This window comes from Rubrivirga sp. S365, assembly GCF_032248475.1.
GTDB classification, from domain to species: domain Bacteria; phylum Bacteroidota; class Rhodothermia; order Rhodothermales; family Rubricoccaceae; genus Rubrivirga; species Rubrivirga litoralis.
On record NZ_JAVTTN010000001.1, the window covers coordinates 2900147 to 2913943 of the forward strand.

Annotated in this window: 9 protein-coding genes; 5 read left to right on the top strand and 4 right to left on the bottom strand. The window is 78.0% G+C overall.

Features of this window, described 5'->3' with window-relative positions; all coding sequences use genetic code 11:
* Nucleotides 1-6 precede the first annotated feature (6 nt).
* From RQM47_RS12760 to purD, 4 genes are all read right to left on the bottom strand, one after another.
* A complete protein-coding gene (locus RQM47_RS12760; protein ID WP_311665742.1) occupies nucleotides 7-672 on the bottom strand; it encodes a PhoU domain-containing protein in 666 nt (221 codons plus the stop codon).
* A gap of 633 nt (nucleotides 673-1305) precedes the next feature.
* Entirely contained in the window at nucleotides 1306-5142 is a 3837-nt protein-coding gene (locus RQM47_RS12765) for a hypothetical protein (RefSeq protein ID WP_314009222.1), read from the bottom strand.
* A 143-nt stretch (nucleotides 5143-5285) separates the two neighbouring features.
* Nucleotides 5286-6233 (bottom strand): hypothetical protein, encoded by a 948-nt coding sequence (locus RQM47_RS12770; RefSeq protein WP_314009223.1) that lies wholly within the window; start codon nucleotides 6231-6233, stop codon nucleotides 5286-5288.
* Nucleotides 6230-7513 (bottom strand): phosphoribosylamine--glycine ligase, encoded by a 1284-nt coding sequence (purD, locus tag RQM47_RS12775; protein WP_311661643.1) that lies wholly within the window; start codon nucleotides 7511-7513, stop codon nucleotides 6230-6232. Before purD ends, RQM47_RS12770 begins: the two co-directional genes overlap by 4 nt.
* Nucleotides 7514-7810: 297 nt before the next feature.
* Here purD and RQM47_RS12780 point away from each other — a divergent pair, with 297 nt between their 5' ends.
* The 5 genes from RQM47_RS12780 to RQM47_RS12800 all read left to right on the top strand — a co-directional run bounded on the left by RQM47_RS12780 (nucleotide 7811) and on the right by RQM47_RS12800 (nucleotide 13705).
* Nucleotides 7811-9049 carry a hypothetical protein gene (locus tag RQM47_RS12780; protein WP_311661641.1) on the top strand — a complete coding sequence of 413 codons (1239 nt, stop codon included), beginning with the start codon at nucleotides 7811-7813 and terminating at the stop codon, nucleotides 9047-9049.
* Nucleotides 9050-9547: 498 nt separating this feature from the next.
* Nucleotides 9548-10531, top strand: coding sequence for a lysylphosphatidylglycerol synthase transmembrane domain-containing protein (locus RQM47_RS12785; RefSeq protein ID WP_311661639.1), 984 nt, complete (start codon nucleotides 9548-9550; stop codon nucleotides 10529-10531).
* A 2-nt stretch (nucleotides 10532-10533) separates the two neighbouring features.
* Nucleotides 10534-11745 (top strand): glycosyltransferase, encoded by a 1212-nt coding sequence (locus tag RQM47_RS12790; protein ID WP_314009224.1) that lies wholly within the window; start codon nucleotides 10534-10536, stop codon nucleotides 11743-11745.
* 92 nt (nucleotides 11746-11837) lie between these two features.
* Entirely contained in the window at nucleotides 11838-12518 is a 681-nt protein-coding gene (locus RQM47_RS12795) for a polysaccharide deacetylase family protein (RefSeq protein WP_311661635.1), read from the top strand.
* Entirely contained in the window at nucleotides 12515-13705 is a 1191-nt protein-coding gene (locus RQM47_RS12800) for a glycosyltransferase (RefSeq protein ID WP_311661633.1), read from the top strand. The genes RQM47_RS12795 and RQM47_RS12800 overlap by 4 nt, the downstream gene beginning before the upstream one ends.
* Nucleotides 13706-13797 lie beyond the last annotated feature (92 nt).

Sequence of the window (13797 nt, forward strand, 5' to 3'; positions counted from 1 at the left end):
GGGCGGTCAGGCGCTCGGGTCCCAGGTCGGCGCGTTGCGGACCTGGTCGAACGGGAGGGCGACGGCGGAGATGATGTTCGAGAGGTGCGACGACGTCCGCCCGATCATCCGGGAGCCGACGGCGAGCACGACGGCGAGGTTCGCGCTCACGTCGTCGGCGGCGGCGAGGCGCGCGAGAAATCCGGCGACCTCGGCCTTCGTCCGGTCGTGCTCCTCCATGACGGCCCGGGCCACGCGCGTGTCGCCGTGGATGAACGCCTCGCGGACGCGCGGGAACGTCGCCTGCACGCGGTCGCGGACCGGCCGGAGCGCCTCGACGTGGCGGCCCATGCGCGGGGCGTCGGCGAGGTCGGTCGCCTTGGCAATCGACTTGGCGAGGTCCCCGCACCGCTCGGCGTCCTGGACGATCGAGACGAGGAGCAGGCTCAGCGAGGTCTCGGCGCGCGAGTCGACGGCGATGTGCTCCAGGACCGCCCGCCGGATGGCCTGCTCGTGGTCGTTGACCACGTCGTCGAGCGCGGCGAGGTCGACGGCCACGGGCTCGTTGTCCAGCAGGCCGTCGGTGGCGGCCTCGAACATCCGCGCGCTCGTGTCGAGCATGGCGCCGAGGTCGCGGAGGCTCCGCTCGATGAGCGGGGGCTTGGCGCCCGTGATGAAGCTGAAAAACTGCATGGGGTCCGGGGGCGGGGCGGCGGGAAGGTGCCGCCCGCGTGTTGCGCCAGTGTTACGGGCCGCCGGTGCCGGCGTATTTGACACGGTCTGCGTGGGGCAGCGGGCAGCGGGCAGCGGGCAGCGGGCAGCGGGCAGCGGGCACAACGCGGCCGCCCCGCCCGCAGGAAACGGACCGGGCCGGATTCGTAGGGACACCATGCATGGTGTCCGCATTGGGACACGCCCGCCCCGCCCAGGTCGGGCAGCGTCTGGGCGGGGCGGGGTGGCATCGGACGGCGCGGCGCCATTCATGACTGCCCCGCCCGCTTCGGACACGACGAGTCGTGTCCCTACGGGTGCCGGTGGTTGGGCAGGGCGGTGACGGGCGGGGCGGCGCCTTCTCTGACCGCCCCGCCCGCCCGACAACCACCCCTACCCCCTCCTGGCCAGGAGGGGAACTGCCGCCGCCTCGGGACGGCGACGTGCTCAACGCAGCCGCCCCGCCCGCTGCTCGCCGTCCGCTGCTCACTGGCCCGCGGGCGGGGCGGAACAAAACGGGCGCCGCGGACCCGCGCGCCAGTCCCCAGTCCCCAGTCCCCAGTCCCCAGTCCCCAGTCCCCAGTCCCCAGTCCCCAGTCCCCAGTCCCCAGTCCCTCAAAACGTCGCCGACAGCTCCAGGCGGACTGTCTGCACGACCGGCGCGTCGGCCGGGGCGCGGCCGTCGTAGCGGAGCGTGGCGCGGAGCGCGTCGCTGAGCCCGACCTGGGCGTCGGCGCCCCAGAGGTACGACGTGCCCGGGCCGCGGCCTTCAGTCAGCTCGAAGAGCGCGAGCCCGGCCGGCGCCTCGCCCCGCAGCCGGACGTCGGCGCGCTCGGCGCGGACGGCGACCGAGAGCCGCCCCGCCCGCGTGAGCCGCGCCTCGACGGGCACGCGGACGACGGCCGCCCCGCTCGGGCGGTCGGCCGGCGCGAGCGCGTCGGTCCGATCGGCGAGGACGGGCGCGAGGGTGACGGCGAGCGCGCGCGTCGGCGTCCACACGACGGACGGCTCGGCGGACACGCCGCGGAGGTCGAACGTCCGGCTCGCGAACGCCTCGCTCAGCGTCTGCCGCCGGGTCCACGCCGCCTCGACGCGCGCGCGGAGGGCGGGGTGGAGTTGGGCCGTCGCCTCGGCTCGGAGCGCCTGCACGAGCCGGCGCTCTAGCCCGACGGCCAGCTGCGACGTCGACCGCGCGTGCTCGGCCACGAGGCGGCCGCCCGCGCCCGGGCGGTCGGGGAACAGGACGAGCTCCTGCTCGACGCGGAACCGCCCGTTGACCGTCCCCGCCTCCGCCCCGCCCGTCTGCTGGAGCGCGCCCGGCGCGAGCAGGAGGACCGCCAGGACGTCCGGGTTCCGCGTCCGCTCGTCGACGTCCAGCGTCGTCCGCAGGGCGACGGCGCGGGCGACGCGGGCGGCGAGGCCGTCGCCCGACGCGAGCCGGCCGGGCTCGACGTCGAGCCGCACGTCGAGGCCCACGCCGACGGTCGGGACGAGCTCGGGGCTGGGCACGAACGTCCGCAGGTACTCGCCTTCGAGCGGCGTCGTCTCGGGAAAGAACTCGTCGACCTGGGCCACGCCGTCGGGCTCGCCCGCGCGCGGCTCGCCCCCGCCGTCGCGCCAGACGAACTCGCCCAGGTCGGCGCCGACGAGCACGTAGGTCTCCTGGCGGATCGGCGAGCGCTCCGTCAGCGCGTCGTAGACGGCCCGGAGGCGGACGGCCTGGCGGAGCGGGGCGGCCCGCGCGCCCAGCCGCACGGCGACCGACTGGGCGTCCTCGCGCCCCAGTGCCCCGAACTCGCTCCGGTACCGCTTGCGGCGGTACGCCACGCGGACGTCGGCCTGGGCGGTCCCGCGGCGCGCACGCGCCGTCGTCTCGACCGTCAGAGCGCGCGCCGCGTCGGCGAGCGGGGCCGCCCCGCCCCGCGGCCCCAACGGCTCCGACTCCTGCCGGAGCTCGACGGACGCCGCCGCGTCGAGGCCGGGAAACGTCGCGGAGAGGGCGGGGCGGACGGCCCAGAACCCGTAGCTCGCCGCGAGCAGCGAGTCCTGGAGGAGCGGACCCGCGGGCGGGGCGGCGCCCTCCCCGCCCTGCTCGCGGCGCTCGTGCTTGACGGCGACCGACGGCGTGAGCGGCCCGACCGCGCGCGAGACGAGCGCGCGGCCCTCGCGGAAAAAGCCGGTCCCCAGCCGCTCGGCGAGCGCGCCCGCCCCGCCCGAGCGCGCGCCGGCCAGACGGAGGTCGAGGTCCAGCCCGAGCGGCCCGGGCTCGGTCTGCCCCAGCCGGACGCCCAGCGCGCCGCGGTCGGACCGGAACCCGCCCAGCGCGAGCCGCCCCGCCTCGGCCTCGGCCGCCCCGCCCGCGACCGCCCACCGCACGGCGGCCTCGGTCACGGTCTCGCCCAGCGTGTCGAGCGCCGACCCGAACGGGGTCCCCGCGCGGGCCAGGTTCCACCGCCGGTTAAAGTCGACGCCGCGGACGCGGTCGAGCGGGCGGAACGCGTCGGCGCGGGCGCGGTGGCGGAGCGTCCCGGAGAGCGCGCCGCCGCCGACGTCGCGGGGCGCGAGCCGCAGCCCGACCTCGTAGGCCCCGGCGCCCGCCCCGCCCCCGGGCGCCAGCGTGTTCGCGTCGTCGACCGAGCGGGCGACCTCGCCGAACGCCTCCAGCCCCGGGAGCACGTCGGCCGCGGCCGTCAGGTCGAGGAGCGTCCGCGACGTCGGGCGCGGCAGGACGCGGGCGGGGAGGGCGTCGCCGCGGCCCGGCCCGACGTACTCGTACACCACGCCGTTCCGGGCCTGCACCACGCCCGGCACCCGGTTCGCGCGGCGGTACGTGCCGGCGCCGGGCGCCACGCGCGAAAAGCGGACGCGGAAAAACGCGGTGTCGGGCGGGGCGGCCGGCACGAAGATCTGGACCGGCTCGCCGGCGACGACCGTGTCGCGGGTCGTGTAGAGGACGAACGGGCTCTGCGCGTCGAACGTCGGCACGCGCTGGGCGCCCGACACGAGCACGTCGTCGGTGCCGGCGGCGCGGAGTTGGGCGACTTCGGCCGGCGTGAGCCCCAGCGACTCGGCAAAGCCGGCGCCGTCGGCCTCGCGGAGCACGCGGGCGCCCAGCCGCACGCGGCCCACGCCGGCAGCGTCGGGGACGAGAGCGAGGTCCGCGCCGCCGACCGCGAGCGTCCGCCCCGCCCCGCCCGCCGTGTACTCGAAGTCGACCGTGATCCGGCGCTCGGCCGTGATGAGGTGGGCCGGCGTGAACGTGAGCTCGCCCGTCCCGTAGTCGACCGTGTAGTCGGCGCCCGCGCCGCGCCGGAGGAGCCGGCCGTCGAGGTAGACGCGCTCCGACCCCGGCACCACGACCACGAACGCCTCGCCGCCCCGCCCGTCGAGGCGGTACGGCCCCTGCACGCCTTCGATGGCCGCGATGTCCTGGCTCCTGAACAGCCCGCGCGTAGCCGACCCCGACGCCACCACGCGGCCGCCGGCGACGAGTCCGAACGCGGGCACGGTCGCCTCGACGAGCGCCCCCTGCACCTGCCGTTCGAGCGGGGCGAAGGCCGTCCCCGCGAGCGCGAGGTCCACGTCGCCCAGCCGCGCGCGGACGCCGGGGCCGTCGACCTCGACGTAGACCCGGTCGAGGTCCGAAAGCTGCTGCGTGGTCCCTTCGGGAAGGATCGGCGTGTCCTCGTCGGTGAGCGCGGCGCGGAGCGCGACGCCGGGCGCGACGTCGCCGTCGAGCGCGAGCCGGAGCCCAGACGTGACCGAGACGTCGCGGTTCGACCCGGCCACGACGCCGCGCGTGATCGACCCCCGCGTGCGGATGGCGGGCGGGGGCCGCGCCGCCGCCGCGCTCGGCTCCGGCCGCCCCGCCCGCGTCGTGTCCGGCGCGTAGAGCGCGCGGAGCGAGTCGGCCGGCGGCAGCCGCGCGCGGACCGGCCCGGGCGCGTCGAGCACGCGGTACGCCACGGCGACGACGACGAGCGCCTCGGGCGCTTCGGCGAGCGCGAACCGCCCCGCCGCGTCGACCGAGAACGCGTCGGCGTCGAGGGCCACGAACGCCGTGTCGCGGAAGACGGCGGCCGTCGCCGTGCCGGGCAGCGGCCGCGCGCGGAGCTGCGCCGCCGTCTGCCCCGCCGCCAGCGCGAACGTGTCGCGGCGGACGGCCGCCCCGCCCGTCTGGGCAAACGCGGGCGCCGCGGCGGCGAGGCAGAGCAGGACGAGGGCGCACCTCAGCAGAGCAGGCCCGGGCGCGGGCGTCGGGGAGGTAGCGGACGTCGGGCGGGCGCGGCGGCAGGGGCCGGAACCTAGCGTCGGCCGGGGCGGGGCGGCAATCCGACCCGGCGTGCCCTGCGCGGGCGGGCGGGGCGGGGTTCGGGGTTCAGGGTGGACGGCCGCCCCGCCCACCCCGGCCGCCCCTGCCCAAAGCTGATGTCGTAGCGGCGTTGCATGCAACGCCGGGCTGGAATCGACCGCCGGGGCGGGGCGGGTGCGCCGTCACCCGGGCGGGGCGGGTGCCCGCCGCCGCACGGGCGGGGCGGCCGTCGTTCTGGACCACCCCGCCCCGCCCCACGGCGCCAGCGCGGGCGGGGCGGCGCCTACCCGCCCACGCGCACGAGGGCCGTCCGCGTCAGCCCGACCACCCCGCCCCCGACGAGCGCCGCGTCCACGAGCGGGGCGGCGCCGTCCCAGGGCAGCACGCGCGGCTCGCCGCCCCGCCCCCACACGGCGACGGCGCGCGGCGCCACCACGACGAGCGAGTCGCCGGCTACGCCGACGGCGACCGGCCCGCCGTCGGGCGCCGGGAGGAACCGGCCCGGCGCTCCGAACGGGTCGAACGCCTGGACGCCGCCCCGCCCGCGGTCGGCGACGTAGAGCGTGCCGTCGCCGCCGACGGCGAGGCCGACCGGGCGGCGCAGCGCGGCCCCGCCGGCGGCCGGTCCGCCGAGCACGCGCTCGACGCCGCGCTGGGCGTTCAGGCGGAGGACCAGGCCGCGCCCGGCCTCGACCACGTAGAGCGCTCCGTCGGGCGCCGCCGCGACGGCCGTCGGGCGTCCGCGCGGGAGGTCGCGGAGCGCGGGGCCGACGGCCTGCCCCGCCCGCGCAGGGTCCACGTCGGGCACGGCGACGGTCTCGGCGGCCCGCCCTGTGGCCGTAAAGTGCGTGACGGTGCCCGAGCCCGGGTCGGCCACGAACACGGCCTGCCCGTTGGTCGGGTCCACGTCGGTCGGGTCGAGGAGCGCGCCGTCGCCGGTCCCCGCCCCGCCCAAAATTCCGACGACGCGGCCGTCCGGGGTGAGGGCTACGACGGCCGACTCGGCGCCGTCGACGACCCAGAGCGCGCCGCCGCCGACGGCGAGCGCGCGGGCATCCCCGAAGAGTCCGGGCGGGGCGGCAGCGTCTGGGGCGGCGGCTCCTGGGCCGGCGGGCGGGGCGGGCGCGCAGGCGGCGAGCACGACGGCGAGGGCGAGCGGGAGCCGCCCCGCCCCGGCTCCGCCACGTCGGGGCGGGGCGGTGAGGCGGCGGGCGGGGCGGGCGGCGGTCACCCGGCGAGGCGCGCGAGCCCCTTCTGGCCGATGTCGCGGCGGAGCGTTTTGCCCTCGAAGCCGAGCGCGTCCGCGGCGGCGTAGGCGGCGTCGAGGGCGTCGCCGAGCGTGCCGCCCCGCCCGGTCACGCCGAGCACGCGGCCGCCGGCCGTGACGAGGTTGCCGGCCACGTCGCGGGCCGTCCCCGCCTGGAACACGAGGGCCTCGTCGTGCGGGCGCTCGGCACCGTCGATCACGCGGCCCACCCCGTAGGCGCCGGGGTAGCCGTCCGAGGCCAGGACCACGCACGCCGCCGCCCCGCCCGTCGTCTCGACCTCGACGCCGCCCAGGCGGCCCTGCGCGGCGGCCTCGAACAGGTCGAGCGGGTCCGACGCCAGGAGCGGCAGGACCACCTGCGCCTCGGGGTCCCCAAACCGGCAGTTGAACTCGATGACGGACGGGCCGTCGGCGGTCATCATCAAGCCCACGTAGAGGACGCCGCGGTAGGCGCAGCCCTCGGCCCGCATCCCGTCCAAGACCGGGCGAACGATCCGGCGCTCGACCTCGTCCAGCACATCGGGCGTGACGACGGGCGCCGGCGCGTAGGCGCCCATGCCACCCGTGTTCGGGCCGGTGTCGCCCTCGCCGATCCGCTTGTGGTCCTGGGCCGCCGGGAGGACCACGTAGTCGTCGCCGTCGGTGAGGACGAACACGCTGGCCTCCTCGCCCTCCAGAAACTCCTCCACGACGACCGTCGAGCCGGCCGCCCCGAACGCCCCGCCTTCGAGGAGGGCGGCGAGCGCCCCGCGCGCAGCCTCGCGCGTCTCGGCCACGACGACGCCCTTGCCCGCCGCGAGCCCGTCGGCCTTGAGCACGACCGGGAGCGCGTGGCCGTCGACGTAGGCGCGGGCCTCGTCGGCGGCGCCCGGCCCGAACGTCCCCGACGCGGCCGTGGGCACGTTCCACCGCGCCATCGCGTCTTTGGCGAACGCCTTCGAGCCTTCCAGCCGCGCCGCCGCCGCGCTCGGCCCGACGACGGCCACGCCGGCCTCGGCGAGCCGGTCGGCCAGCCCGCCCACGAGCGGCCCCTCGGGGCCGACCACGACGAGGTCGGCCGCCCGGGCCAGCGCGAGCGCGACGAGGCCGTCGAGGTCGTCCACGCCGACGGCCACGTTTTCGGCCCAGACGGCGGTGCCGGGGTTGCCGGGCGCGCACAGGAGGCGGGGGCGGCGGGGGCTCTGGGCGAGCGACCAGACGAGCGCGTGCTCGCGGCCGCCGCCGCCGACGACGAGGACGGTCATGCAGGGGCGGGGTAGGGAGCGCCGAAGATACCGGGCGCGTCGCCTCCGCCCCGCTCGCCGGGAGACGGGCGGGGCGGCCAGGGGCGGGAGGGTCCAGGACGACGGCCGCCCCGCCCACGCACCGGAGCGCGCCCACCCTGCCCGGGCGACGGCGTGCACCCGCCCCGCCCCGGCGGTCAATTCTGACACGGCGTTGCATGCAACGCCGCTACAGCGTCGGCGTCGGACAGGAACGGCCGAGGCGGGCGGGGCGGCCCTCGTACCCCGTACCCTGTACCCGCCCCACCCCGCCCGCCCGTGCCCACCGCCCTCGTCCTCCTCCTCGGCGTCCTCCTCCACGCGCCCGCCCCGCCCGCCGACTCGATGGACGCGCCGAGCGGGGCGGGGCGGAGCGCGGCCGGCCCCGGCGTTCAGGTCCAGCCGCGCCTCTCGCCGCTCTACTCGGCCAACTTCGGGCTCGGCGTCGCCGTCGGGGCGACGGTCGAGAACGCGGGGTGGGCGGGCAGCCAGATCGCCGTGGACACCCGGCTCCAGGCGCGCTACCAGGACGCTACCGTCGCTGTGTTCACGGGCGACCCGTACCACAGCCGCGTCTACGGCCTGGTCGCGGCCTCGGGGTCGACGACGGGCCGGCGGCGGTACTACGGGCTCGGGCCGAACACGCTGACCGCCAACGAGCTGTACCTCTCGCACGACGCGGTGAGCATCGAGGGCCGCGTGGGCCTCTACCCGTTCCGCACAACGGCGCTCGTGGTGCAGCCGGGGCTCCGGTTCCTCTACGACCGCTCGGGCGGGGTGAACGGCGAGGACAGCGAGATCCCGCTCTCGACGCTCGACCCGGCCTCGCAGGCGGCCGTCGCGGTGGCGGCCGATCAGAGCCGCTACGGGCTCTCGGCCGGGGTCGGCGTGGCGACCGACCTCCGCGACGACCCGGGGTACACGCGCTCGGGCACGTTTGCGCTGGTCGAGGCCCGGCGGTTCGTGGCCCTCGACGGGTCGGACCTCCAGTTGAACCGGCTGTCGGCCTCGGCCACGACCTACGTCCCGCTCGGCGGCCGGGCGGCCGTCGTGGTCCGCGGGATCGGCGTGCTCACGCGGAGGGTGGACGACGACGGGGACGGCGCGATTCCGTTTTTCTACCTCCCCGTCCTCGACGACCGCGTGGCGACGGCCTTCCGCCAGGACCGGCTGACGGGCCGGGACCTCGTCGCGGTCGGGGCCGGCGTGCGGCTCCCGGTCCTCGACGCGCTCGGGCTCTACGGCGTCGACGCGCTCGTCATGGGCTACCTGGGCAACGTCTACGACGACGTGTTCGACCAGTTCGAGGCGTCCGTCTCGTTCGAGGAGCGGGCGGAGGCCGCCGCTGACGGCCACGCCCCGCTCCGCCCGTCGCTGGCGCTGGGGCTCTCGCTCGTCGACCTCCGAGCGGGGCGCATGTTGCTCGGCGGCGTGCTCGGCGTCGGCCCGGGCGGGGTGACGGCCGCCTCGCTCCAGGTGACGTACGACCTCCGCGACGTGCGGCCGCTGTTCCGGTAGGGCGGCGAGCGGCGAGCAGAAGATGCCCGCCCCGCCCGCAGAACGCGAGGGCGGGGTGGCTCGTCGGGCCGGGGGCGCGGGCATGGGCACCACCCCGCCCGTGCCGCCTCCGGGCGGGGCGGTGCCGATGGGAACCGCCCCGCCCGCGTCGGACACGACAAGTCGTGTCCCTACGAATCCCTACGGACGCCATCGGTGGGCGGGGCGGCGTCGGGCGGGGCGGCCTCTGTCTCCGACCACCCCGCCCTCGTCGTCCACCACCCCTAGCCCCTCCTGGCTGCGCCGTCGCTTCGCGGTGTCCAGGAGGGGGACTGCCGCTGCCCTGGCTCGGGCTCGGCGCCGCCTTCTACGGCCCCGTCTGGGCGGGGCGGAACAAAACGGCGCCACCCCGCCCGCGCGCTCCACTTTCCACTTTCCCATCCGCACCGGCTCTTCGGCGTGGCCGCCCCGCCCGCGCCCTACCTTTTGGGCGCCCCTTTCTTGGCCGCCCGTCCCCCCGTGCCCCGAGCCCCTCGCTGGTTGTTCGCCCTGAAGGGCGTGCTCGCCGTCGTCGCCGTCGCCGTGCTCGTGCGCCTGGCCCACCCCGCCAACGTGTGGCGGGCGTTCGCCGACGCCGAGTGGGGGTGGGCGCTCGCGGCGCTCGCGCTCGTGCCCGTCAACGTGGGACTGGAGGCCTACCGATGGGGGCGGCTCGTGCGGCGGCTGGCGCCCGAGGTCCGGCACCGCGACGCGCTGCGGGCCGTCGTGGGATCGTACCCGCTCGGGCTGCTCACGCCGGGCCGCGTGGGCGACTACGTGGGCCGCGCGGTCTACCTCCGGGCGGTCCCGCCCGGCGCCTCGGCGGCGCTCACGTTCGGCGAGCGGATGGCGACGCTCGCGGCGTGCCTCGTGGGCGGGCTGGCCGCGCTGGGGCCGTACCTCCGCGACGCCGTAGCGCCGTCGCCGCTCTGGCCGGCCGTCGTCGGCGTGGGCGCGCTGGGGGCCGGGGCGCTTGTGGTCGCGATCGCGTTCCCGTCGGTCGCGCGGGCGGCGCTCTCGGCCGTGCTCCCGTTCGAGCCCGTGCGGCGGGCGGTCGCGGCGTTCGACCGGATCCCGCGCGAGGAGTCGGTCACGCTGCTCGCGCTCTCGGGGCTCCGCTACCTCGTGTTCTCGACCCAGTTCGTGCTCCTCGTGCGGGCCGTGGACCCCGGCGCCGCGCTGGGCGGGGTGGCGCTGGGCGTGGCCCTCGTCTTTTTCGCCAAGAGCGCCGTGCCCCAGGTGACGCTGGGCGACCTGGGCGTGCGCGAGGGGGCCGCCGTGTTCTTTCTCGGCGCCTACGGCGTGGCGCCGGCGGCGGCGCTCGACGCGTCGCTGGCCCTGTTCGCCCTCAACTTGGTCCTCCCCGCCCTCGCCGGCGTGCCATTCCTGCTCCGGCTTCGCGTGGCTGCGCGCGAGGCGGAACGTGTGGGCGGGGTGGCGGCACGGGGCCGCGTCGCCGCGTGACGGTGGCCGGCCTCCTGCTCGTGGCGCTGGCGCTGGCCTACGCCTGGCGCCTCGGGGTGTGGGCGCGCGGGTTCGCCCGCGCCGCGCGCGAGACGGACGCGCTGGCCGCCCCGCCCGACGCCGCGCTGCCCAGCGTGACCGTCGTGGTGCCGGCCCGCGACGAGGAGGACACCATCGGGCCGTGCGTCGACTCGGTCCTGGCCGTCGACTACCCGCGCGACAAGCTCGAGGTCATCGTCGTCGACGACGACAGCTCGGACCGGACGGCGGCCGTGGTCCGCGAGCGGATGGCGCTCGCGCCGGCGCTCGCGGTGGCCGGCGGCGAGCTCCCCGAGGACCAGTGGGCCGAGTCCGAGGGGGCGGGGCGGCTCCGGCTCGTGCAGATCCCCGAGAACCGGCGGCGCGACCGGGCGCACAAAAAGCGGGCGATCGAGAAGGCCATCGAGCACGCGCGCGGCGAGATCATCCTCACGACCGACGCCGACTGCGTCGTCCCGCGCGGCTGGGCGCGGGCGCTCGCGGCGCAGTTCGAGGGGCCGGAAGTGGCGTTCGTGTCCGGCCCGGTGGCCTACCGGCTGGCGCCGGGCGACGGGCTGTTCGAGCGGGTCCAGGCGCTGGATTTTTTCGGGGTCATGGCGTGCGGGGCCGGCGCGATCGGGGCCGAGCAGCCGCACCTCGCGAACGGGGCGAACGTGGGCTACCGGCGCGAGACGTTCGTGGCGCTCGGCGGCTTCTCGGGGATCGACCACGTGACGAGCGGGGACGACGAGCTCCTCATGCAGAAGATCGCGTACGGGACGCCGCTCGACGTCCGCTTCTGCGCCGACCCGGGCGCCGTGGTCCTGACCGACCCCGTGCGGAACGTCCGCGCGTTCGTGCACCAGCGGAAGCGGTGGGCGTCGAAGGGGGCGCACTACCCGTGGCGGCTCCAGCGGATGCTGCTGGCTCTCGTCGCCTTTTTCGCGGCGCTGACGGCGTCGTTCCTCGCCCTCGTGGTCGTGCCGTCGTTCTGGCCCTGGGTGGCGGCGGCGCTCGCGGTCAAAGCGGCGGCCGAGCTCGCGGTGCTGGTCCCGGCCGCGCGGCGGTTCGGGCAGCGCGGGCTGCTGCCGGCGTACCCGCTCCACCTCGTCCTCCACGCCCCGCACTCGCTCCTCGTCGCCGTCCTGGGGCCGCTCGGCGGGTTCGAGTGGAAGGGCCGGGCCGTCCCGCAGTAGCCGCCGTGCCCGCCCGCGCCCCGTCGCCTGCGCACGCCGGGCGGGGCGGTCGGATCTTGCGGCCCCGCCCCGCTCCTCCCCCACCCCGCCCGGTGACCGTCCAGCGCGCCCGCGACTCGCTGCTCCCCCGCGCGCTCGGCCCGCTCGTGCCGGGCGCCGTCGTCCGCGGCCCCGAGCGGCGGGCGGGGCGGCCGCGCCTCTACCTCACGGTCGACGACGGGCCGGACCCCGAGGGCACGCCGCGCTGGCTGGACGCGCTGGCCCGGCACGACGCGCGCGCCGTCTTTTTCCTGTCGGGGCCGGCCGCCGCGCGCCACCCCGCCCTCGTCCGCCAGATCGTCGAGGCCGGGCACCGCGTGGGCAACCACGGGTGGGACCACGTGAGCGCGTGGCGGGCGGCGCCGGCGCGCGTCCGGGCCGGCTTCGAGCGGGCCGAGCGGGTGCTGGAGGACGTGGCGAGCGGGGCGGTCCGCGACGTGCGCCCGCCGTACGGCCGCGTGACGCCGGGGCTCGTCCGGTGGTGCCGCGCGGACCGCAAACCGGCGAGCGGGGCGGGGCGGCGGCTCGTGCTGTGGGACCTCATGCCGGGCGACTTCCTGGCGCGGTCGCCGGAGGCGCTGGCCGCCGAGACGGTCGCGCTGGCGCGGCCGGGCGGCGTGGCCGTGTTCCACGACGGGGCGCCGGCCGAGCGGGCCGCGGCCGCGCTCGACCTGGCCCTCCCGCGCCTCGCCGCGGCGGGGTGGCAGTTTCCCGCACTCCCGCCCGCGCCGTGACCGCCCCGCCCCGCGCCCTCGCCGCCTCGCTCGCCGTCGTCGCCGGGGGCTACGTCGCCTTCGTGGGGTGGCTGGCCGCGCGGGCGCGGCGCCCGGTGCCCGCCCCGCCCGCCGTGCCCGAGGCCGAGCTCCCGTCGGTCACGGTCGTCGTGGCGGCCCGCGACGAGGAGGCCACGATCGGGCGGTGCCTCGACGCGCTCCTCGCGCAGGACTACCCGCCGGACCGCCTCGAGGTCGTCGTCGCCGACGACCACTCGGCCGACGGGACGGCCGCGGTCGTGCGCCGGTACGCGCGCCGGTCGGCGGCGCCGGCCGCCGCGGGCGGGGCGGACGCGGGCGAGGCGAGCAGAGCAGAGCCGCCCCGCCCGGCGGTCCGCTACCTCCGCGTGCCTGACCCCGAGGGGCCGCTCCGCGGCAAGGCGTGGGCGCTCCACACGGCCATCGAGGCGACGTCGGCCGACGTCGTGCTCGTCACCGACGCCGACTGCGCGCCGGTCCCGACATGGGCGCGGCAGACGGCCCGGCGGTTCGCGGACGGCGAGGCCGGCGTCGTGTGCGGGCTGGCCCAGATCCGCCCCCGCCCCGCCCACGGGTTCGACCGCGTGCAGGTGCTGGACTGGTCGCTCCTGCTCGGCGCCGTGAGCGGGCTGGCCGAGGCCGGGCACCCGGCGACGGGGATGGGCAACAACATGGGCGTGCGGCGCGCGGCGTACGAGGCCGTCGGCGGCTACCCCGCCCTGCCCGTCTCCGTCACCGAGGACTTCGTGCTCGTCCGCGCCGTGGCCGAGCGGACGCCGTGGCGCGTCCGGTTCTTCCTCGACCCCGACGCCCTCGTCTGGACGCTCCCCATCGACGGCGTGGCGGCGACGTACGTGCAGCGGCGGCGGTGGGCGCGGGGCGGGCTGGCGGGCAAGGGCTGGATCTACCCGGTCTACGGTGCCCTGTTCGTCTCGCACGCGCTCCCGCTCGCGGCCCTCGCCGCGGCCCCGCTCGCGGGCGGGGTGGCGCTGGCGGCCAAGGGGCTCGCCGACGCCACCTTGCTCCGCGCCGTCCTCCGGCGGACCGGGACGCGCGTCCGCCTGCGCGACCTCCTGGGCGTCGAGGCGTTCATGGCGGCCTACCTCGTCACGCTGCCGGTCGCGCTCGTGCTCCGCCCGCGGATCGCGTGGAAGGGCCGCCACCACTGACGCCGGACGGCGGGTTGCGGCGCCACCTCGCCCCGCGCTTCTGCGAGTGAGACACCGCGCAGCGTCGGCGCGGCGAGGACGAGGGGCGGGCG